Raw genomic sequence first — 21,824 nt, forward strand, 5'->3', positions numbered from 1 at the left:
TTCCGCCCCGCCATGGTGGGGCCATCGGCCACCCGGAGAGCTACCTCGCGCGATCAGGGTTCTACCTCGCGGCGCTGGGATCAGAGCACGAGGCCGCGGCGCAGGTCCGTCGTGCGCTGCTCGACCGTGCGCCAGGCGTGGCGGCTGACACCGGGGTGGACGTCGCGGTCGACGTCCGCGAGCGCCGTGAGGAGGTCGTCGAGGGTCTGGGCGACGGCGCGCTGCGCGCGCTGTCGCGGGAGGCCCCAAGTGGTCCCTTCGGTGACGAGGTGCTCGGCGGTGAGGCGGTCCATGTCGCGTTCGCCGGCGACGTCCATGGCGAAGACGCGGGAGGCGTGGTCGTGGTGGAGGTGCATGGAGACGTCGTAGGCGGGGGCGAGGCGGACGGTGCCGTCGGCGTAGCGCAGGAGGGAGATGTTCTTGGCGTGGGCGTCGGTGTTGCCGATGGCGAGGTTGAAGGTGGTGAGGGCGAGGAGGGGGTCGGGGCGGGTGCCGTCGTCGCGCAGGGTGCGGGCGATGGCGGTGAGGGAGGGGAAGCGGCGTCCGTGCTGGAACTTGCGTTCGGGGTCGCGGGTGTTGAGGCCGAGGGCTTGTGCGGTGTCCTCCTGGTGGAGGCGTGCGGTGCGGCCGGGATGGGCAGGGTCGGGGACGCGGTCGTAGCGGGTGACGACGATGGCGCGTTCCCCGTCGAACTCGGTGACGTGCGCGTCGATGGTGGTGAGGGCGATGCGGCGGGCGAGGTCGAGTGCGGCGGCCTCGGTGTTGACGAGGTCGGCGGTGGGTGAGTCGGCGGGGCGGGCGACCTTGAGGATGTGGGTCGTGGGTGCGGAGCCGTGGGGGCGGGCCCAGCCGTGCTCGTCGTGGAGCAGGGTGATCTTGGGTTCCATGCCGGGCAGGGAGCTGGTGAGGTGCTTGCTGCGTCCGACTCCGCCGAAGCGTGCGATGCCTTCCCGGAGGAGCTTGGCGACGCCTGCGTCGTCGAGGCGTTCGGCCGGGACGGGGCGCGGGGCGGTTGGGCCCGGGGGGCGCAGCTCGACGGCGCCGATGGTGTCGCCCGCGTAGGCGGTGAAGAAGGAGAGGTGGTCCTCGGGATCGACGGCAGCCTCCATGGCCATCTGGTCGCGGGCGCGTCCCTCGGGCATGAGTCCGTCGAGCCATGCGGTGGCACGGGCTGGGTGCGGTGGTTCGTCGGGTTCCATCGGGAGGAGGTGGGACAGCGTGCGCGCGCCGATCCCCCATCGTTCATAGGCCTCGTCGGTCCACGTGAGGTCGACGCGGTCGTCTCGTCGTCGTGTGAAGCGCCCGGTGTGCGTCCCGTAGAGCCAGAGGTGGAGCTCCTCGGCACGTCTCACGACCGGCCCTCGAGGCGGAGGGTGATGTCGAGATGGTCGAGCACTTCGAAGAGCCGGGTGATGTAGAGGTTGTCGACGCCGTTCTCGAGCTCGGAGAGGTACTGGCGGGTGATGCCGAGATCGTCGGCGAGGTCGGCCTGGGTGATTCCTTGCGCTCGTCGTGCCCTGCGGACCGCTGCGCCGATGTCGCGGGCGCTCCGAGCACTCGTCCAGCGTCCTGTCATGGCGTCTCCCCTGCCGTCAGCGAGCGATGTCCGACTATCATGACACGGATCGTCGCCGAATATTCTGACAAAGGTGCAGTGGCCTGGTCAGATGCGGCGCAGGAGGGTCAGGTGCATGGCGTCCGTGCCGTGGACGTGCGGCCAGAGCTGGACGTCCTGGCGGTCGCCGAGCTCGATCGCCTCACGCGCCTCGGGACGGACGACGTCGCGCACGACGGCCGGGGCGTCGAGCACCTCGACGTCGTCGCGGCGGCGCAGCACGTCGGAGACGACGACCTGGGTCTCCGCGAGGTGCGGCGAGCACGTGACGTAGCCGACCACTCCCCCGGGCCGCACGGCATCGAGCGCGGAGTCGAGGAGCTCGCGCTGCAGGCGGCTGAGCGTGGCGAGGTCCGCGGGCGTGCGCCGCCACCGGGACTCCGGCCGACGGCGCAGCGCACCCAGCCCGGTGCACGGTGCGTCGAGCAGCACCCGGTCGTACGCGCCGGGCTCGTCCTGCCCGACGGCGCGCCCGTCCCCGGTGCGGACGGCCTCGACGGCGTCGGCCGGGACGGCGGCGAGGGCCTTCTCGACGAGGCGCGTGCGGTGCGGCTGCACCTCGTTCGCGACGAGGCGCGCGCCGCGCTCGGCGGCCAGCGCCCCGAGGAGTGCGGCCTTGCCCCCGGGACCCGCGCACAGGTCGAGCCAGCGTGCGTCCGGGACGTCCCGTGCGTCGTCGGACGACGGCGCGAGGGGTGCGGCGGCGAGGGCGAGGGCGACGAGCTGGCTGCCCTCGTCCTGGACGCCGGCGCGGCCGTCGCGGACGGCGCCGAACGCGGCCGGGTCGCCACCCTCGAGGCGCAGTGCAGTGGGTGCCCACCGTGCGGGCTCGAGCCGGTCGTCCCCGGCGGACAGCTCGCGCGGGTCCGCGAGCCCCGGGCGCGCGACGAGCGTGACGCGGGGGGCGTCGTTGTCGGCGGCGAGGACGGCGTCGAGCTCGGCGACGGGGCGCCCGTTCCCGGCGAGCGCGTCACGCAGGGCGCGCGCGATCCACACGGGGTGGCTCTGGGTGGCCGCGAGCGCTGCGAGCGCGTCGGGGGCGCCGTCGGCGAGGGTGGTGAGCCAGTCGTCGAGGGGGGTGCGGGCGACGCGGCGCAGGACGGCGTTGACGAGCTGGGCGCTGCCGGCGCCGGTGCGCTCGCGGGCGAGGCCGACGGTCTCGGACACGGCGGCGTGCTGCGGGACGCGCATGCCGAGGACCTGGTGCGCGCCGAGGCGCAGGAGGTCGAGCACGGGCGCGTCGAGGCGGTCGAGGGGCCGGTCGAGGCAGAGCGCGAGGATCGCGTCGTAGCGTCCGCGCAGGCGCAGGGTGCCGTAGGCGAGCTCGGTGGCGAACCCGGCGTCGCGGCCGCGGATGCCGCGTTCGCGCAGGAGGGGCGGCAGGACGAGGTTCGCGTAGGCGTCGGACCCGTCGACCTGGCGCAGGACGTCGAACGCCGCGGTACGGGCGGGGTCGCTGCCCTTGCGGCGCTGGGAGGGGGCGACGGTGCCGCGCGACGCCTCTCCCCGAGAGCGGGCGGCGCTGCGCTGGCGCCCGCGGGCGTCGCGCCGATCGTCGTTCGAACGTGCGTTCGAATCACGGTTCGAGCGCCCTCCCGAGCGGTCCCCCGAAGGACGGTCGCCGCTCATGCCGCCTCCGTGCCGAGGACGAGATGCCCGGAGAGCCTGGCGCCGCGCGCCCAGTCCGCCGCGGGCATCTGCTTCTTGCCGACGGGCGCGACGTCGCCGAGCTGCACGGCGTGCGAGGCGGTGCCGACGAGGACCTCCTTCTTCCCGGCCCGCACGTGGCCGGGCGCGAGGTCGACGACGTCGGGGCGCGGCGTGACGGGCCCGAGCCCGAGGCGCGCAGGGCGCCCGTCGGGGTCGGTCACCGTGGTCCAGGCCCCGGGGGCCGGCGTGCAGCCGCGCACGAGCCGGTCGACCGCGAGCGCCGGGTGGTCCCAGCGCACCTGCGCGTCGGCGGGGGTGAGCTTCGCGGCGTGCGAGACGCCGTCGGAGGGCTGGGACTGCGGGCGCAGCGTGCCGTCCTCGAGGGCGTCGAGCGTCGCGACCAGGAGGTCGGCCCCGGAGACGGCGAGCCGGCCGAGGAGGTCGCCGGCGGTGTCACGCGGGCGGATCGTCTCCGTCGTCGTCCCCAGGGTGGGGCCGGAGTCCAGGCCCTGCTCGATGAGGAAGGTCGTGGCACCCGTGACCTCGTCCCCGGCCATGATCGCGCGCTGCACGGGCGCGGCGCCGCGCCACGCGGGCAGGACGGAGAAGTGCAGGTTGACCCAGCCATGACGGGGCACCGCGAGCACGTCCGGGCGCAGGATCTCGCCGTACGCGACGACGGGCGCGGCGTCCACGGCGAGCTCGGCCAGGCGCGAGAGGAACTCCTCGCCGCGAGGACGGTCCGTCAGCACGGGGATCCCCGCCTCCTCGGCGCGCACGCGCACCGGGCTGGGGGTCAGGCGCCGACCCCGGCCCGACGGCGCGTCGGCGCGCGTGAGGACGGCGACGACGTCGTGACGGGAGGCGAGGAGGGCGTCGAGGGACGGGACCGCGGTATCCGGGGTCCCGGCGAACAGCAGGCGCATGGGCCCGAGTCTAGGTGTCGAGGACGCCCTCCCCGGTCGTGGACACCGGCACTCCCAGGTCCCGCAGCGCGGTGCGCAGGCCGGGAGTGCCGTCGAACAGGTGCGTGCGCAGGCCGAGCCGCGCGGCGGCGTCGACGTTCGCCGGGCTGTCGTCGGTGAACAGCGTGCGGGCCGGGTCGAGGCAGAACCGGTCGATCGCGAGCGTGAAGATCGCGGGGTCCGGCTTGGCGAGCCCCTCCCGGCCGGAGACGAGCACGTCGTCCATGAGGGTCGTCGCCGGCGCGGCGAGGGCCGCGTGGGGGTAGAGCTCGGCGGACCAGTTGGTGAGCCCGTACAGGCGCAGCCCGAGGTCGCGGAGCTCGTGCACGAGCTCCGCGGAGCCCTCGACGGGCCCGGTGAGGGTGGCCGGAAAGTGCTCGACGTACCGTTCGAGCAGCTCGACGTGGTGCGGGTGGGACACGGTGACGAGGTCGCGCGCCTGCGCCCACGTCCCGCCGGCGTCGCGCTCGTGGTTGAGGCTGCGGAAGTCCACGTCGACGAAGAACGCGTCGACCACCTCACGGTCGAGCCCCGCGTACGCCCCGTAGGGGTCCCAGCCGACCAGCACGTTGCCGAAGTCGTACAGCACCGCGTCGATCACCCGTTCGACCGCGCCACCGGGCGGGACGTCGCCGGTGAGGTTCGGGGGCCGGTTGCCTGTCACAGGATCTCCTTCGGGTCGAGCTCGACGCGGACGGTGCCCGGCTCGCGGCGCGCCGAGCGGACGGCGACGGACGCGGCGAGCTCTCGGGCGAGGCGACGGCCGTCGCGCACGGGGACGCGCACGACGGCGCGCACCGGCGGCGCGTCGCCCGGAGACGTCGACGGCGGGACCCCCGGGGCTCCACCGCGCCCCCCTCGCGACGCGGGCGCGGCGACCTCCACCGGGCCGAGCACCGTGTCCGGGCCCGCGAGCTCGACCCGGTCGAGGACCGCGGCGACCGCGGACCGGTCCCCCGTCACCGCGGCCACCCGCACCGCCGGCGGGAGCGCGAGCTCGGCCCGCTCGTCGAGCTCGCGGCCCGCGAGCCCCGCGGGATCCCACCGCACGAGCGCGTTCGTCGGTACCGGCGCGGCGTCGCCGACGAGCAGCACCTGCCCGCCGGCGGTCGCCGACCGCACGAGCGCGGCCGCGGCGAGCCAGCGCGCGAGCGCGTCCTGAGCGACGTCGAGCCCCACGTGCGCGGTGCTGGTCGCGGCGTCGAGCAGCAGCGCGGCGACGTACCCCTCCGCGGCGACCGGCTCGGCCCCCGGCGTCGCCACCACGAGCGCCGGCCGTGACGACACCGCGGCGAGCACGCCCCCGGCCGCGGTCGCCCCGGACACCTGCACGGGGACACCGGGGAACGCACGCCCCAGCTCCTCCGCCGTGCGCTGCGACCCGACCCGGACCGAGCGCAGCCCGGTCCAGTGGCACTCGGGGCACGACCAGCCGCCCGCGAGCGCCCCGCACCACGCGCACTGCGGCGTCGCCCCGGCACCGGTGACGGAGAGCGGGCCGTGGCACGCGGTGCAGCGCGCGGGCGTGCGGCAGCGCCCGCACGCCACGACGGGCACGTACCCCGAGCGCGGGACCTGGACCAGGACGGGGCCGTGCTCGAGCGCGGCGCGCGCGGCCCGCCACGCCGCCGTCGGGATGCGCGCCGCCGCGCCGGGACCCTCGGACGCCAGCTCGACCGAGGTCAGGGCGCGCACGCGCGGAGCCCGTGCGCGCACGACGTCGCGGGGCGCGGCGAGCTCGTGCGCCCAGCCCCGCGCGACCAGGGCCTGCGCCGCGACGGTGCGCCCGTGCGACCCCAGCAGGAACGCCGCGCCCTCCAGCTCGCTGCGCAGGGCGAGGACCTCGCGGGCGTGCGGGTACGGCGCACGGGGCTCGGCGAGCGTGCCCTCGCCGTCGTTCCAGCACACGACGAGCCCGAGATCGGCGACGGGGGCGAAGGCCGCCGCACGCGTCCCGACGACGACGCGCGCGCGCCCGTGCAGCACCGCGAGGAACGCGCGGTACCGCGGGGCGGGCCCCTCGTCCGCGGTCAGGCGCACGACGTCGCCCCCGGTGGCCTGGTCCCACGACTCCAGGCCCGCGTCGGTGAGCGCCGCGCACACCTGCTCCACGTCCCGCGCGTCGGGCACGACGACGAGCGCGCCGCGCCCGCCGGAGCGCGCCGCCCGCACCGCCTCGGCGACCGCCGCCGCCCAGTGCGTCACCGGCGCCGGGTCCGAGGCCCGACGCGGCCCTGGGGCGGGCGGGCGACCCGTCGTCCCCGACCGGGTCGACGCCTTCGCCGCGGCTCCGGGGGTCGTGGTGCTCGGGTCCGGTCCGGCGGCGTCGGTGAGGTCGGTGGGGTCGTCCGCGAGACCGGGCAGCGCGGTCCACACGGCGCGGGGCGCGCCGCCGCCCGCGACGTGCGCGAGGAACGCCGCCCCCGCGCGGTACGGCGCCCACGCCGGCACACGACGCTGCGCGGCGGGCACGAGCTCCCCGGTGGCGCCAGGAGCGACGTCGGTCGCCGGGACGCCGGTCTCGGCCGCGTCGGCGACCGCCGCGACGAGGGACTGCTCGACGCGCGCGTGCCGCGGCGGGACAGCGAGGCGCAGCACGTCCGACAGGGTGCCGGCGTAGTGCTCCGCGACGGCACGCGCGAGGCGCGCCACCGCGGGCGACAGCACCGGCTCGGGCGAGACGACGCGGCGCAGCGGCAGGAGGCGCCCGTCGTGGTCGGAGCGCTCGAGCCGCTCCAGCACGTACCCGTCGACGTCGCGCCCGGCGAACCGGACCTTGAGGCGCGCGCCGGGGCACGCGTCGTCGGACATCGGCACGGGGACGAGGTAGTCGAACGCCCGGTCGAGGTGCGGCGGGGACAGGTCGAGCACGAGCCGCGCCACCGGCCTGTCGTCCGTGATCTCGAGCGACGCGGGCGGTGCCGGTCGCCGCTCGCGACGTGCGGGCACGACACCGGGCAGGGCGTCCTGCACCGCCACCGTCGCGTCGTCCCGCTCGCTCACGGCGCTATCGAACCACGCGCCGCCCTCACGACGGCCATCACGCCGTCCCCCCGGTGGGCGCGGTGGACGGTACCGGCAGCGCCCGGGTCACACCTGCGACTGCAGGTCCGCGACGCGGTCGGTGCGCTCCCACGTGAAGCCCTCGTGCTCGCGGCCGAAGTGGCCGTAGGCCGCGGTCGGCGCGTAGATGGGGCGCAGCAGGTCGAGGTCGCGGATGATCGCGGCGGGGCGCAGGTCGAACACCTCGCGGATCGCGGCGGTGATGCGCTCCACCGGGACCGTCTCGGTGCCGAACGTCTCGACGTACAGGCCCACGGGGTGCGCCTTGCCGATCGCGTAGGCGACCTGGACCTCGCACCGGCGCGCGAGGCCGGCCGCGACGACGTTCTTCGCGACCCAGCGCGTCGCGTACGCCGCGGAGCGGTCCACCTTCGACGGGTCCTTGCCGGAGAACGCGCCGCCCCCGTGGCGGGCCATGCCGCCATAGGTGTCGACGATGATCTTGCGTCCCGTCAGGCCGGCGTCGCCGCGCGGGCCGCCGATGACGAACGTGCCCGTCGGGTTGACGAACAGGCGCGTCGTGCTCGTGTCGAGGTCCAGGCCCGCGGTCTCGAGGACCGGGGAGACGACGTCGTCCGCGATCAGCCGCTGCAGCTTCTCCTGCGTCACGTCCGGGTCGTGCTGCGTCGAGAGCACCACCGTGTCGAGGCTCACGGCACGGTCGCCGTCGTACCCGATGGTCACCTGCGTCTTGCCGTCCGGCCGCAGGCCCGGGACCGTGCCGTCGCGGCGGACCAGCGCGAGGCGTTCCGCGAGCCGGTGCGCGAGCCACACGGGCAGCGGCATGAGGCTCGGCGTGTCGTCGCTCGCGTACCCGAACATCAGGCCCTGGTCGCCCGCGCCCTGCGCGTCGAGCGGGTCGTGCGCCGCCCCGGGGGCGTCGGCGTCGTCGCGCTCCTCGAGGCTCTTGTCGACGCCCTGGGCGATGTCCGGAGACTGCTGCCCGATGGACACCGACACCCCGCACGAGTCGGCGTCGAAGCCGATCGCGGACGACGTGTAGCCGATGCGTCGCACGACGTCGCGCACGATCTGCGGGATCTCCACGTACGCGTCGGTCGTCACCTCGCCCGCGACGTGCACGAGGCCCGTGGTGACCATCGTCTCCACGGCGACGCGCGACGTCGGGTCCTGGGCCAGGAGCGCGTCGAGGATGGAGTCGGAGATCTGGTCGCAGACCTTGTCCGGGTGCCCCTCGGTGACGGACTCGGACGTGAACAGTCGCAGCTCGGCCATGGCGGACAGCGTACCGTCCCGACCCGTGGGCGCAAGTATCCGTCTGGCGAGACGACCGGGCCCTACCGGGCCCTAGCGGGCCGTCTCCCCCACGACGTCGCCGAGCCGCTTCACCACGACGTCCCACACCGCGTCGGCGACCTCGCGCTTCGTGCCGCTCGCGCTCGCGACGACGTCACCCGCGCCGTCGACGACCGTCACGTCGTTCACCTCCGCGCCGAACCCCCGGCCCTCGCCGACCGCGTTGACGACGAGCAGGTCGGCACCCTTGCGTCGCGCCTTCGCGCGCCCGTGGTCCAGCACGCCGCCCGTCGCGTCTCCCGTCTCGGCGGCGAACCCGACCACGACCTGGCCGGCGCGCAGTCGGTCGTGCGCGAGCTCGGCGAGCACGTCCGGGTTCTCCACGAGCGCGATCGGCTCGGGCGCACGACCCGGCACCTTCTTGATCTTCGCGTCCGGCGCGTGCACGGGGCGGAAGTCCGCGACCGCCGCCGCCATCACGACGACGTCCGCCGACGTCGCGGCCGCACGCACGGCCTCCCGCAGCTGGGCGGTCGACTCGACGGCGACCACCTCGTCGAGGTCTCCCGGGACGACGTCCGCGGCGAGGTTCGCCGCCACGAGGGTCACGCGCGCGCCGCGCGCCCGCGCGGCCTGGGCGAGGGCTACGCCCTGGCGCCCGCTCGACCGGTTGCCGATGAAGCGGACCGGGTCGATCGGCTCGCGCGTCCCGCCCGCCGACACGACGACCCGGCGCCCCGCGAGGTCCTGCCCGACGTGCCCCGCGGAACCGGCCGCGACCTCGAGCGCGATCTTGAGCGAGATCCGCGCGATGTCTTCCGGCTCGGGCAGGCGGCCCGGACCGGTGTCCGCGCCCGTGAGCCGGCCCGACGCGGGCTCGATGACGTGCACGCCCCGCGCGCGCAGCGTTTCGACGTTCGCGACCGTCGCCGGGTGCTCCCACATCTCCGTGTGCATCGCGGGCGCCATGACGACCGGGCACCGCGCGGTGAGCAGCGTGGAGGTGAGCAAGTCGTCCGCCCGGCCGGTCGCCGCGCGCGACAGCAGGTCCGCCGTCGCCGGCGCGACGACCACGAGGTCCGCGCCCTGACCCAGGGCGACGTGCGGGACGTGCTCGACGTCCTCGAACACCTGGTCCGTCGCGGGCTCGCCCGACAGCGCCTCCCACGTGGGGGCGCCGACGAACCGCAGCGCGGATGCCGTGGGCACGACCCGCACCCGGTGGCCCTGCTCGCGCAGCAGGCGCAGCAGCAGCACCGCCTTGTACGCCGCGACGCCGCCGCTCACCCCGAGCACGATCCTCATGCCCACACCCTGTCCTCTCGACGGACGACCCGCGAACGGTCCGGACGCACGAACGCCGCGCCCTCCGTGGTGGAGGCGCGCGGCGCACGGGCTCAGCTCTCGGCGCCCTCGGGGGGCTCGACCGACTCGATGGTCAGGAGCCCGGCGCTGATCTCGCGCATCGCGATGGACAGCGGCTTCTCCTGGTTGCGCGTCTCGAGCAGCGGGCCCACGTTCTCGAGCAGGCCCTCGCTGAGCTGCGAGTAGTACGCGTTGATCTGGCGCGCACGCTTCGCCGAGTAGATGACGAGCGCGTACTTCGAGTCGACGTGACCGAGCAGCTCGTCGATCGGCGGGTCGGTGATGCCCTCGGGGGCGGCGACGGTTCCGGACACAGTTCGCTCCGTGGGTTCAAGGGTCTGCAGCAGGCCGCTGCAGCTGGTCGGTGTCGGTGGCGGTACGGGCGGTGCTCCGGGCGGTACGGGAACCGCGGGCCGGGTGAGACGACCCGGCGGGAGCGCACCCGCGCGCGGGCACCGCAAGACAGTCTACTCGCTGCGACCGGCGACCGCGGGGTCCGCCGCGAGATCCGGCGTCACGGGTCGCGGCACGAGCCCCATGACACGGACGAGCTCGTCGGTCGCGCGGTGCACGTCGTCGTTGACGATGACGTGGTCGAACTCGGCCTCGGCCGCGAGCTCGACGCGCGCCGTCGTGAGGCGGCGCTCGCGCTCCTCCGCGTCCTCCGTGCCGCGCCCCACGAGACGCCGCACGAGCTCGTCCCAGCTCGGCGGCGCGAGGAACACGAACCGTGCCTCGGGCATCGACGCGCGCACCTGGCGGGCGCCCTGCAGGTCGATCTCCAGCAGCGCCGGCACGCCCGCCGCGAGCTTCTCCTCCACCGCCCGGCGGGGCGTGCCGTAGCTGTTGCGCCCGTGCACGACGGCCCACTCGAGCATCTCGCGGTCCGCGACCATGCGGGCGAACTCGTCCGTCCCGACGAACAGGTAGTGGACACCGTCCTCCTCGCCCGGTCGCGGGTCCCGCGTCGTCGCGGAGACCGAGAGCCAGACCTCCGGGTAGCGGGCCCGGATGTCGGCGGACACGGTGCCCTTCCCGACGGCGGTCGGACCGGCCAGGACGGTCAGGCGGGCAGGGCCGGGCGGGACGACGGACGGGTGCGTGGAAATGTCAGCCAAACCTCTCGATGAGGGCCGCGGACTGGTGGGGACCGAGGCCGCGGACACGACGTGTCTCGGCGATCCCGATCTCCTCCATGATCGCCCGAGCCTTCACCTTACCCACGCCCGGGAGGGACTCGAGCAACTTGACGACCGGGAGCTTGCCGATCATGTCGTCCGTCTTCCCGCGCTCGATGACCTCCTTCAACGAGCCCTGCGAGTACTTCAGCCGGTTCTTCACCTCGGCGCGCACCCGGCGCGCCTCCGCGGCCTTCTCGAGCGCCGCCGCGCGCTGTTCTGGGGTCAGGGGTGGAAGTGCCACGCAAGTCACCTACTCCTCGTCAGGCGGATGGGCCCATGCCGCCGGTCCGAGCAGCGGCGCAGGTGACCCGAACGGGACGAAACCCCCGGGCGACCTGCACCGACGCGTGGAGCCGACCCCTCGAACGTAGCGACCCTCACCCGTTCCGGCAACGACAGGGCAGGGCGCGTCGCGCGCGTGCGCATGCTGCGCCACCCGCACGGGCGACCAGAGGCGACCACGGGCGGGGCGCCGCGACGGTCCAGGTCACGGACCGACGAGGCGCGCGACGAGCGCGTCCCGGACCTCGGCCGTGACCCCGCACGCCGCGAGGTACCCGTCCACGCTCCCGTGCTCGCGCGCCGCCAGCTCCCAGGCGCTCGCGAGGTAGTCGGCCTCGACCGTGAGGAGCGGTGCCAGCGCCTCCGGCGAGAGACCGGGGACCGGCGGGATCACGGCCGCCAGACCGTCCGCGGCCGCCGCGCTCGCGAGGTACTCGGCCATGCGGTCCTCGTCGGAGACGCCCGCGACGTGCTGGACGAGCGCCACGACCCACCCCGTGCGGTCCTTGCCGGCGGAGCAGTGCACCACGGCCGCACCGTCCGACGACGCGACGTCGGCCAGCACCCGGCCGACCGTCGCGCGGATGCCCGGGTCGGTGACGAACGTCGCGTACACCCCGAGCATCATGCGGCGCGCGACGGCGGCCGGGTCGTCCGCGGTGACGAGACCGGCGACCAGGGCAGCGGGGTCCGCCGAGCCACCGCCGTCGCCCAGGCCTCGCGCCGGGTCCATCCCGCGCCGCAGGACGCGCACGGTACCCGGGACGACGTCCGCGCCGTCGCGCTCGAGCTCGTCCTGTCCCCGCAGGTCCAGCACGGTCGTCACGCCCAGGTCGGCGAGCGTCGACTGCCCCTGCGGGGTGAGTCGTGACAGGCTCGCCGTGCGCAGCAGCACGCCCGTGCGCAGGGGGTCAGCGTGCCCGACGGGCACGGCACGACCTCCGACGTCCCGCGCGTTCCACGTGCCGGGCACGTCGAGCGCGCCGGGGACGGCGGTCGCCGCAGCGATCCGGGCGGGCGCGGCCGAGGCCGACGAGGTCGCGTCGTGGGAGCTCATGGACGCAGTCTCGCAGGTCAGCAGCGGCCGCTGCACGGGACGCCGGACCACGCGCAGCCGAACGGGGCCGGTGCGGGAGGACCCGCCGGCCCCGTCCGGGAGGTCAGCCCCGCAGCGCGTGCGCCGCCTCGTCGGTCGCCGCACGGGCGGCGTCACGGAGCGCCGCCACGTCCGGACCCGCGCGCAGCACCCCGCGCGAGGAGGACGCGAGCACCTGGCGGCGTGCCGCCCCGAACACGGCGGCGAGCTCGGCCGCGCCCGCGCCCTGCGCGCCCACGCCGGGCGCGAGGAGCGGGCCCTGCACCGCGGTCAGGTCCGTCCCGGTGCGGGCGGCCGCGTCGCCGATCGTCGCGCCGACGACGAGCCCGACGGACCCGAGCGCGTCGCCGGCCTCGACGGCGGGCGCGTTGAGCAGCGCCGCCTCGCGCGCGACCTGCGCGGCCACCGTCTCGGTGCCCGCGCCGGCGCCGCGGCGCGCGTGCTGGACCTCCTGACCCTCCTTGTTCGAGGTCAGGCACAGGACGAACAGGCCGCGCCCCGCACTCAGCGCCAGGTCGACGGCCGGCCGCAGCGAGCCGAACCCGAGGTACGGGGACACGGTGAGCGCGTCTGCCGCGAGCGGCGAGCCGTCGCGCAGGTACGCGTCCGCGTACGCGGCCATCGTCGAGCCGATGTCGCCGCGCTTGGCGTCCATGACGACGAGCGTGCCCGCGGCGCGCGCGGCGGCCAGGACGTCCTCGAGCGCCGCGACGCCGCGCGACCCGTGCCGCTCGAAGAACGCGGACTGCGGCTTGACGGCCGCGACGCGCCCGCCGACCGCCTCCACGACCCGCAGGCCGAAGTCCCGCAGCCCGCTCGCGTCGTCGGGCAGGCCCCAGTCAGCGAGCAGGCCCGGGTGCGGGTCGATGCCGACGCACAGCGGCCCGTGGTCGTCCATCGCCGCCGCGAGGCGCGCCCCGAACGCGCTCACGCGCCGACCCGCTCGGCCCCGGCCACGACCCGGGCCGCCGCACCCGGGGCGGTGGCGGCACCCATGCCGTCGCCGCTCATGTGCTCCTGCAGGCTCGCGACCTCGAACGGCCCGGCGAGGACCGCCTCGATGCCCTGCACCGCGGCGGCGAGCTGGTCGACGGTCGTCGCGATGGGCTTGTCCGCCGCGGTCGTCGCCGCGCGGATCTCGTAGCCGTCCGCGCGGGCACCCTGGCCCGACGGGGTGTTGATGACCATGTCCACCTCGCCCGCGGTGATGAGGTCGACGATCGTCGGCTCGCCGTCCGCGCCCCGGCCCGAGGAGAACTTGCGCACGACGCGCGACGCGATGCCGTTGCGGCGCAGCACGCTCGAGGTGCCCGCCGTCGCGAGGATCTCGAACCCGAGCTCCGCGAGCCGCTTGACCGGGAACACGATCGAGCGCTTGTCGCGGTCGGCGACCGAGACGAACACCCGCCCCGACGTCGGCAGCCCGCCGAACGCCGCCGCCTGCGACTTGGCGAACGCGTGCGGGAAGTCGCGGTCGAAGCCCATGACCTCGCCCGTCGAGCGCATCTCCGGGCCGAGGACGGTGTCGACGACGGTGCCGTCCGCGGTGCGGAACCGCTTGAACGGCAGGACCGCCTCCTTGACCGCGATCGGCGCGTCGAGGGGCAGCGTGCCGCCGTCGCCCGTGGCCGGCAGGATCCCCGCAGCCCGCAGGTCGGCGATCGAGTCGCCCACCATGACGCGCGCCGCCGCCTTCGCGAGCGACGTGCCCGTCGCCTTGGACACGAACGGCACCGTGCGCGACGCGCGCGGGTTCGCCTCGAGCACGTAGAGCACGTCGGACACGAGCGCGTACTGCACGTTGAGCAGGCCGCGCACCCCCACGCCCTTCGCGATCGCCTCGGTCGAGCGGCGGATGCGCTCGATCTCGGTGTCCGACAGCGACACCGGCGGCAGGACGCACGCCGAGTCGCCCGAGTGGATGCCCGCCTCCTCGATGTGCTCCATGACGCCGCCGAGGAACATCTCGGTGCCGTCGTACAGCGCGTCGACGTCGATCTCCATCGCGTCGTCGAGGAACCGGTCGATGAGCAGCGGCGCGGGCAGCGTCCCGGCCGTGCGGTCCTCCGCCGCGGCAGCCGCGAGCGCGCGCTCCACGTAGCCCGTCAGCTGGTCGGCCGAGTAGACGATCTCCATGCCGCGCCCGCCGAGCACGTACGACGGCCGCACGAGCACCGGGTAGCCGATGCCCGCGGCGACGTCCGTCGCCTCCTCGAGCGAGCGTGCGGTGCCGAACGCCGGCGCCGGGAGCCCGGCCTCGGCGAGCACGCGACCGAACTCGCCACGGTCCTCCGCGGCGTCGATCGCCTCGGGGCTCGTGCCGAGGATCGGCAGGCCCGCGTCCGCGAGGCGCTGCGCGAGGGCGAGCGGCGTCTGGCCGCCGAGCTGGACGATGATGCCCTTGACCGGCCCCGCGGCGAGCTCCGCGTGGTAGACCTCGAGCACGTCCTCGAACGTCAGCGGCTCGAAGTACAGGCGGTCCGAGGTGTCGTAGTCGGTCGAGACCGTCTCCGGGTTGCAGTTCACCATGACCGTCTCGTACCGCTCGCGCAGCGTGAGCGCGGCGTGCACGCACGAGTAGTCGAACTCGATGCCCTGGCCGATGCGGTTGGGGCCGGAGCCGAGGATGATGACGGCCTCGCGCTCGCGCGGCGCGACCTCCGTCTCGAGGTCGTAGGAGGAGTAGTGGTACGGCGTGCGCGCCGCGAACTCGGCGGCGCACGTGTCGACCGTCTTGTAGACCGGGCGCACGCCGAGCGCGTAGCGCACCTCGCGCACGGTCGCCTCGCCGGCCGGGCCCATGCCGCGCAGGCGCGCGACCTGCGCGTCCGACAAGCCGTGCTTCTTCGCCTCGCGCAGCACCGCCTCGGTGAGCGCGGGCGCCTTCGCGACGGCGGCCGCGACCTCGTTGACGAGCTGGATCTGGTCGAGGTACCACGGGTCGATCTTCGTGGCCTCGAACACCTGCTCGACGCTCGCCCCGGCGCGCAGCGCCTGCTGGACGCCGATGATCCGGTTCTCCGTCGGGCGCGCGATCGTCACGAGGAGCTCGTCGAGCTCGGCGCCGGCGACCGGCTCGCCGTCCCAGTGGAACACCGAGCCGCCCTTGTCGATCGAGCGCAGCGCCTTGCCGAGCGCCTCGGTGAAGTTGCGCCCGAGCGCCATCGCCTCGCCGACCGACTTCATGGTCGTCGACAGCGTCGGGTCCGCGGCGGGGAACTTCTCGAACGCGAACCGCGGGACCTTGACCACGACGTAGTCGAGCGTCGGCTCGAACGACGCGGGCGTGACCTGCGTGATGTCGTTGGGGATCTCGTCGAGCGTGTAGCCCACGGCGAGCTTCGCCGCGATCTTCGCGATCGGGAACCCGGTCGCCTTCGACGCCAGCGCCGACGAGCGCGACACGCGCGGGTTCATCTCGATGACGATGACGCGGCCCGTCTCGGGGTGCACGGCGTACTGGATGTTGCAGCCGCCCGTGTCGACGCCGACCTCGCGGATGACGGCGATGCCGATGTCGCGCAGCCGCTGGTACTCGCGGTCGGTGAGGGTGAGCGCGGGGGCGACCGTGATCGAGTCGCCCGTGTGCACGCCGACCGGGTCGACGTTCTCGATCGAGCACACGACGACGACGTTGTCGTGCTTGTCACGCATGAGCTCGAGCTCGTACTCCTTCCAGCCGAGGATCGACTCCTCGAGGAGCACCTCCGTGGTCGGCGAGTAGTGCAGGCCCTGGCCGACGATGCGGCGCAGGTCCGTCTCGTCGTAGGCGATGCCCGAGCCGAGGCCGCCCATCGTGAAGGACGGGCGCACGACCATCGGGTAGCCGAGGTCGTCGGCCGCGACGAGCGCCTCGTCGACCGTGTGGATGATCGCGGAGCGCGCGGACTCGCCGCCGCACTTCTCGACGACGTCCTTGAACTGCTGGCGGTCCTCGCCCTTCTCGATCGCGGCGATGTTCGCCCCGATGAGCTCCACGCCGTACTCCTCGAGCACGCCGGCCGCGTCGAGCGCGATCGCGGCGTTGAGGGCCGTCTGCCCGCCGAGGGTGGGCAGCAGCGCGTCGGGGCGCTCCTTGGCGATGATCGAGGTGAGGACCTCGGTCGTGATGGGCTCGATGTACGTGGCGTCGGCGAACTCCGGGTCGGTCATGATCGTCGCCGGGTTGGAGTTCACGAGGACGACCCGCAGGCCCTCCTCCTTGAGCACGCGGCACGCCTGGGTGCCCGAGTAGTCGAACTCGCAGGCCTGGCCGATGACGATCGGGCCGGACCCGATGACCAGGACGCTGGAGATGTCGGTTCTGCGAGGCACGGTCAGTTCTCCTTGCTGGTCTGCTGGGTCGCCTCGGAGCCGGCGGCGGCCACGGTGCGGCCTGCCGTCATGAGCTCGACGAAGCGGTCGAAGAGGTAGGCGGCGTCGTGGGGCCCGGCCGCGGCCTCGGGGTGGTACTGGACGGAGAAGGCGGGCAGGTCGAGGCACTCGAGGCCCTCGACGACCTGGTCGTTGAGGCCCACGTGGGAGACGACGACGCGCCCGTACCGGCCGCCGTCGTGCGGGGCGACGGACTCGCCGTCGAGCGGGGCGTCGACCGCGAACCCGTGGTTGTGCGCGGTGACCTCGACCTTGCGGGTGCGGCGGTCCATGACGGGCTGGTTGATGCCGCGGTGCCCGTACGCGAGCTTGTAGGTGCCGTAGCCGAGCGCGCGGCCGAGGATCTGGTTGCCGAAGCAGATGCCGAAGAACGGCGTGCGGCGGTCGAGCACGCCGCGCAGGAGCTCGACCTCGTGCGTCGCGGCGCCCGGGTCGCCGGGGCCGTTGGAGAAGAACACGCCGTCGGGCGCGAGCGCCTCGATCTGCTCGATGGTCGTGGCGGCGGGCACGACGTGCACGCGCACGCCGCGCTGCGCGAGGCGCTGCGGCGTCATGGACTTGATGCCGAGGTCGACGGCGACGACGGTCGCGACGGGCTCTCCGTCGGTCGTAGTCCCCTCGTACGGCTCGACGACGTACGCCTCGTCGGTGCTCACCTCGCCCGCGAGGTCGGCGCCGGCCATCGCGGGGGCGGCCTTCACCTCGGCGACGAGGTCCTCGGTCGTGCGCGGGTAGCCGTCGCGCACGAGCGCGTCGCCGGAGAAGATGCCGGCGCGCATGACGCCGAGCTCGCGCAGGTGGCGCGTGAGGGCGCGCGTGTCGACGTCGCTGATGCCGACGATCCCCTGCTCGGCCAGCTCGTCGTCGAGCGAGCGCACCGAGCGCCAGTTCGACGGGCGCCGGGCGGCGTCGCGCACGACGTAGCCGGCGACCCAGATCTTGCGCGACTCGGGGTCCTCGTCGTTGACGCCGGTGTTCCCGATGTGGGGCGCCGTCATGACGACGATCTGCCGGTGGTAGGACGGGTCGGTGAGCGTCTCCTGGTACCCGGTCATGCCGGTGTTGAAGACGATCTCGCCGACGGTCGTGCCGCGCGCGCCGTAGGCACGCCCGGCCTGCACGGTGCCGTCCTCGAGGACGAGCAGGGCCCGGTCGGGGCTGGGGGTGGTGGTGGTCACGAGGCTTCCTTGTCGTTCTGGTCGGAGCCGGGCGCCGCGAGCGCGCGCACGGCGTCGAGGAGGCGCGCGACGTCGTCGTCGAGGCGGGGCATGAGGCCGGTGTCGAGCCGGACCTCGGTGCGGGCTGAGGGATCGGTGCTCTCGTCGGTGGTGGGTACGCCCTCGGGCGGCACGGGGGTCGCGGGCACGGCCCACGTGACGACGACGATGGCCTCCTTGCCCACGAACTTGCCGGCCATCCCGGGAGTGAGGGCGACGCCCTGCACCGCCGCGGCGGGGACCCAGAGGTCGGGTGCGCCGCGGCGCGCGACGTGCACGCCGCCGTCGTGCACGGTGACCTGGCCCTGCGCGCGGTCACCGAGGCCGTGGGCCCCGACGCGCGCGAGCCAGTCGCCCGCCAGCGTGCTGGAGACGTAGAGCACGTCGAGCGGCCCGAGCGTCACGGGCCCGCGCGCGGCCTCGCCCGGCACGGCGGGAGGGGTCGGCACGACGCCGGCGGAGCGGCCGGCGAGGCGGCGGCGCCCGACGAGCACGAGCGTCAGCAGGACGACGCCGAGCACGATCCAGATGCCGACCGCGACGGGCTGGGGCAGGTTCATGCGGAGACCCCCTGCTCGGTGTCGCGCGCGGCGTCGACCGGCGCACCGTCGAGCACGGTGGCGCGTCCCCGCAGGAACGTCGCGACGACGCGCCCGGGGAGCTCGCGGCCGTGGAACGGCGTGTTGGTGCTGCTCGTCGCCTGGGCGGAGCCGTCGACCACGCGGCGCGCGGCCGGGTCGACCAGGGTGACGTTCGCCGGCTCGCCGACCTCGAGCGGGCGGCCCTGCGCACGGTCGCCCGTGTCGATGCGGCCGATGCGCGCGGGGTTCGCGGACAGCACGCGCGCGACGTCGCCCCATGTGAGCCGGCCGGTGTCGACCATGGTCTCCTGCACGACGCTCAGCGCCGTCTCGAGCCCGGTCATGCCGAACGCGGCCGCGGCCCACTCGCAGTCCTTGTCCTCGCGCGTGTGCGGCGCGTGGTCGGTCGCGACGATGTCGATCGTGCCGTCGGCCAGGCCCTCGCGTACCGCCTCGACGTCCGCCGCCGTGCGCAGGGGCGGGTTGACCTTGAACGTCGGGTCGTACCCGCGCGCGAGGTCGTCCGTGAGGATCAGGTGGTGGGGTGTGACCTCGGCGGTGACGTCGATGCCGCGTTCCTTGGCCCAGCGCACGATCTCGACCGAGCCGGCCGTGGACAGGTGGCACACGTGCAGGCGCGAGCCCACGTGCTCGGCGAGCAGGACGTCGCGCGCGATGATCGCCTCCTCGGCGACCGCGGGCCAGCCCGCGAGGCCGAGCTCGGCGGAGACGACGCCCTCGTTCATCTGGGCGCCCTCGGTCAGGCGCGGCTCCTGCGCGTGCTGGGCGACGACGCCGTCGAACGCCTTGACGTACTCGAGCGCCCGGCGCATGAGGATCGGGTCGTCCACGCACCTGCCGTCGTCGGAGAAGACCCGCACGCGGGCCGCGGAGTCCGCCATCGCGCCGAGCTCCGCGAGCTGCGTCCCGCCGAGCCCGACGGAGACCGCGCCGACCGGGTGCACGTCGACCCAGCCGGCGTCGCGACCGATGCGCCACACCTGCTCGACGACGCCCGCCGTGTCCGCGACCGGCGTCGTGTTCGCCATGGCGTGCACGGCGGTGAAGCCGCCCGCCGCGGCGGCGCGCGTGCCGGAGGTGATGGTCTCGGCGTCCTCGCGGCCCGGCTCGCGCAGGTGCGTGTGCAGGTCGACGAGGCCGGGCAGCGCGACGAGGCCGGTCGCGTCCACGACGACGACGTCGGTACCGTCCGAGCCGGCGCGCGCGGCGCCGACCGCGGCGATCTCGGCGACCACGCCGTCCGCGAGGACGAGGTCGACCGGGTCGCCGCCGAGCGGGCGGGCGCCGCGCAGGACGTACGTGGTGGTTGCGGCGCTGCTCACGAGGTGGCGACCCTTTCGGTGGTGGGGACGGTCTGCGGCGCGAGGACCCCGGGCGCGTCCGCGCCGTCGGGTGCGTCGCTGCCGGCAAGGAGGAGGTAGAGCACTGCCATGCGGACCGCGACGCCGTTCGCGACCTGCTCGACGATCACGGCACGCGGTGAGTCCGCGGCCTGCGCCGAGATCTCCAGGCCGCGGTTCATCGGCCCGGGGTGCATCACGACGGCGTGCTCGGCGAGGAGGCCGAGGCGGCGGCCGTCGAGGCCGTACTTGCGCGTGTACTCGAGCGGGTTGGGGAAGAACGCTCCCCCGCCCGTGCCCGAGCCGCTCATGCGCTCGCGCTGCACGCGCAGCATCATGACGGCGTCCGGGCCCTCGTGCGGGCCGTGGCCCGCGAGCGTCGCGTCCAGGTCGTAGGACACGGCGCACGGCCAGGTCTCGACCCCGACCGGCAGGAGCGTGGGCGGTGCGACCAGCGTGACGCGTGCACCGAGGGTGTGCAGCAGGTGCACGTTGGAGCGCGCGACCCGCGAGTGCAGCACGTCCCCGACGATCGCGACGTGCCGGCCGTCGAGACCGGCGCCGCGCGCCGCGGCGTCGTCCGGACCGCTCGCGCCGGGCGCGGTGAGCCCCGTGCCGCTCAGGTGGCGGCGCAGCGTGTACGCGTCGAGCAGCGCCTGCGTCGGGTGCTGGTGGGTGCCGTCCCCCGCGTTGACGACCGCCGCGTCCAGCCAGCCCGCGTGGGCGAGCAGGTGCGGCGCGCCGGACGCCTGGTGCCGCACGACGACCGCGTCCGCGCCCATGGCCTGGAGCGTCAGCGCGGTGTCCTTGAGGGACTCGCCCTTGGACACGCTCGAACCCTTGGCCGAGAAGTTGATGACGTCCGCGGACAGGCGCTTGGCGGCCGTCTCGAACGAGATGCGCGTGCGCGTCGAGTCCTCGTAGAAGAGGTTGACGACCGTGCGCCCGCGCAGCGTCGGGAGCTTCTTGATCTCGCGCGACTGCGTCGCGGCCATCTGCGCCGCGGTGTCGAGGACGCGCACCGTCTCCGCACGCGTCAGCTCCTGGGTGGACAGCAGGTGCCTCATGCGCCCGCCTCCCCTGCGGCAGCGTCCCGCGCGGGGGCCGCGGTCCGGATGACGACGGCGTCGGTCGCGGCCTCGCCGACGGAGTCCTGCGCGCCGTCGATCTCGACGAGCCGCACGCTCACGCGCTCGGACGTGGAGGTCGGCAGGTTCTTGCCCACGAAGTCAGGGCGGATCGGCAGCTCGCGGTGGCCGCGGTCGACGAGCGCGGCGAGCTGCACGGCGCGGGGGCGCCCCAGGTCGCTGATCGCGTCGAGCGCCGCACGGATCGTGCGTCCGGAGTAGAGGACGTCGTCGACGAGGACCACGACCTTGCCGTCGATGCCCGACGCGGGCAGCCGCGTCGCACCGATCGTGCGCGTCGGGTGCCGGTGCAGGTCGTCGCGGTACATCGTCACGTCCAGCTCGCCGACGATGTCGTGCGGGTCGAGCGGTGCCGCGCCGTCGGCGGGCGGTTCCTCGATGGCGACGAGTCGCTCGGCGAGACGCGCCGCGAGCGGGACCCCGCGCGTCGGGATGCCGAGCAGCACGAGGTCGTGGGCACCCTTGTTGCGCTCCACGATCTCGTGGGCGATGCGCGTCAGTGCGCGCGCGATGTCCGCAGCCGTCAGGACGACGGTCCCCGCGGACGACGGTGCGGTCGGGGGTGGTGTGGGCACAGCAGCGCCAGAGCTCATGCTCGGCGACCTCCTTCCCCGCCTCACTGGACGGGCCTTAAAGGATGTCTGACGGTCACCCACCCTACCGCCGCTG

General features: G+C 74.9%; 19 protein-coding genes. All 19 read right to left on the reverse strand.

All coding sequences use genetic code 11. The annotated features are described in order from the left end of the window. Positions 1-80: 80 nt before the first annotated feature. Complete coding sequence (locus AC4H2H_RS07440) at positions 81-1,352, reverse strand: type II toxin-antitoxin system HipA family toxin (RefSeq protein WP_494370158.1); 1,272 nt, start codon at positions 1,350-1,352, stop codon at positions 81-83. Then, positions 1,349-1,576 carry a helix-turn-helix transcriptional regulator gene (locus AC4H2H_RS07445; RefSeq protein ID WP_494370159.1) on the reverse strand — a complete coding sequence of 76 codons (228 nt, stop codon included), beginning with the start codon at positions 1,574-1,576 and terminating at the stop codon, positions 1,349-1,351. The genes AC4H2H_RS07440 and AC4H2H_RS07445 overlap by 4 nt, the downstream gene beginning before the upstream one ends. A gap of 87 nt (positions 1,577-1,663) precedes the next feature. Continuing rightward, positions 1,664-3,244 carry an RsmB/NOP family class I SAM-dependent RNA methyltransferase gene (locus tag AC4H2H_RS07450; RefSeq protein WP_494370160.1) on the reverse strand — a complete coding sequence of 527 codons (1,581 nt, stop codon included), beginning with the start codon at positions 3,242-3,244 and terminating at the stop codon, positions 1,664-1,666. Further along, entirely contained in the window at positions 3,241-4,191 is a 951-nt protein-coding gene (gene fmt, locus AC4H2H_RS07455) for a methionyl-tRNA formyltransferase (RefSeq protein ID WP_494370161.1), read from the reverse strand. The genes AC4H2H_RS07450 and fmt overlap by 4 nt, the downstream gene beginning before the upstream one ends. 10 nt (positions 4,192-4,201) lie before the next feature. Beyond that, positions 4,202-4,894 carry an HAD family hydrolase gene (locus AC4H2H_RS07460; protein ID WP_494370162.1) on the reverse strand — a complete coding sequence of 231 codons (693 nt, stop codon included), beginning with the start codon at positions 4,892-4,894 and terminating at the stop codon, positions 4,202-4,204. Then, entirely contained in the window at positions 4,891-7,233 is a 2,343-nt protein-coding gene (locus AC4H2H_RS07465; RefSeq protein WP_494370163.1) for a primosomal protein N' family DNA-binding protein, read from the reverse strand. The genes AC4H2H_RS07460 and AC4H2H_RS07465 overlap by 4 nt, the downstream gene beginning before the upstream one ends. Positions 7,234-7,320: 87 nt before the next feature. Beyond that, complete coding sequence (gene metK, locus AC4H2H_RS07470; RefSeq protein ID WP_494370164.1) at positions 7,321-8,529, reverse strand: methionine adenosyltransferase; 1,209 nt, start codon at positions 8,527-8,529, stop codon at positions 7,321-7,323. A 72-nt stretch (positions 8,530-8,601) separates the two neighbouring features. Next, positions 8,602-9,855 (reverse strand): bifunctional phosphopantothenoylcysteine decarboxylase/phosphopantothenate--cysteine ligase CoaBC, encoded by a 1,254-nt coding sequence (gene coaBC, locus AC4H2H_RS07475; protein ID WP_494370165.1) that lies wholly within the window; start codon positions 9,853-9,855, stop codon positions 8,602-8,604. 92 nt (positions 9,856-9,947) lie between these two features. Further along, positions 9,948-10,229: a DNA-directed RNA polymerase subunit omega gene (rpoZ, locus tag AC4H2H_RS07480; protein WP_494370166.1), complete on the reverse strand. Its 282-nt coding sequence runs from the start codon at positions 10,227-10,229 to the stop codon at positions 9,948-9,950. 153 nt (positions 10,230-10,382) lie between these two features. Continuing rightward, entirely contained in the window at positions 10,383-11,033 is a 651-nt protein-coding gene (gene gmk / locus AC4H2H_RS07485; RefSeq protein ID WP_494370167.1) for a guanylate kinase, read from the reverse strand. Further along, positions 11,026-11,337: an integration host factor, actinobacterial type gene (gene mihF, locus AC4H2H_RS07490; protein ID WP_494370168.1), complete on the reverse strand. Its 312-nt coding sequence runs from the start codon at positions 11,335-11,337 to the stop codon at positions 11,026-11,028. The genes gmk and mihF overlap by 8 nt, the downstream gene beginning before the upstream one ends. A 246-nt stretch (positions 11,338-11,583) precedes the next feature. Next, positions 11,584-12,435: a tyrosine-protein phosphatase gene (locus tag AC4H2H_RS07495; protein WP_494370169.1), complete on the reverse strand. Its 852-nt coding sequence runs from the start codon at positions 12,433-12,435 to the stop codon at positions 11,584-11,586. Positions 12,436-12,538: 103 nt separating this feature from the next. Then, complete coding sequence (gene pyrF / locus AC4H2H_RS07500; RefSeq protein WP_494370170.1) at positions 12,539-13,405, reverse strand: orotidine-5'-phosphate decarboxylase; 867 nt, start codon at positions 13,403-13,405, stop codon at positions 12,539-12,541. Beyond that, positions 13,402-16,788, reverse strand: a complete 3,387-nt coding sequence (gene carB, locus AC4H2H_RS07505; protein WP_494370171.1) for a carbamoyl-phosphate synthase large subunit — start codon at positions 16,786-16,788, stop codon at positions 13,402-13,404. The genes pyrF and carB overlap by 4 nt, the downstream gene beginning before the upstream one ends. 2 nt (positions 16,789-16,790) lie before the next feature. Further along, positions 16,791-18,026 carry a glutamine-hydrolyzing carbamoyl-phosphate synthase small subunit gene (gene carA / locus AC4H2H_RS07510; RefSeq protein ID WP_494370172.1) on the reverse strand — a complete coding sequence of 412 codons (1,236 nt, stop codon included), beginning with the start codon at positions 18,024-18,026 and terminating at the stop codon, positions 16,791-16,793. Beyond that, positions 18,023-18,625, reverse strand: coding sequence for a PH-like domain-containing protein (locus AC4H2H_RS07515; RefSeq protein ID WP_494370173.1), 603 nt, complete (start codon positions 18,623-18,625; stop codon positions 18,023-18,025). The genes carA and AC4H2H_RS07515 overlap by 4 nt, the downstream gene beginning before the upstream one ends. Next, on the reverse strand, positions 18,622-19,989 hold the full coding sequence (locus tag AC4H2H_RS07520) for a dihydroorotase (RefSeq protein WP_494370174.1): 1,368 nt from the start codon (positions 19,987-19,989) through the stop codon (positions 18,622-18,624). The genes AC4H2H_RS07515 and AC4H2H_RS07520 overlap by 4 nt, the downstream gene beginning before the upstream one ends. Continuing rightward, a complete protein-coding gene (locus tag AC4H2H_RS07525; RefSeq protein ID WP_494370175.1) occupies positions 19,986-21,074 on the reverse strand; it encodes an aspartate carbamoyltransferase catalytic subunit in 1,089 nt (362 codons plus the stop codon). Before AC4H2H_RS07525 ends, AC4H2H_RS07520 begins: the two co-directional genes overlap by 4 nt. Beyond that, complete coding sequence (gene pyrR / locus AC4H2H_RS07530; protein WP_494370176.1) at positions 21,071-21,748, reverse strand: bifunctional pyr operon transcriptional regulator/uracil phosphoribosyltransferase PyrR; 678 nt, start codon at positions 21,746-21,748, stop codon at positions 21,071-21,073. The genes AC4H2H_RS07525 and pyrR overlap by 4 nt, the downstream gene beginning before the upstream one ends. Positions 21,749-21,824 lie beyond the last annotated feature (76 nt).

The organism is Cellulosimicrobium sp. BMG9.22 (assembly GCF_059159975.1).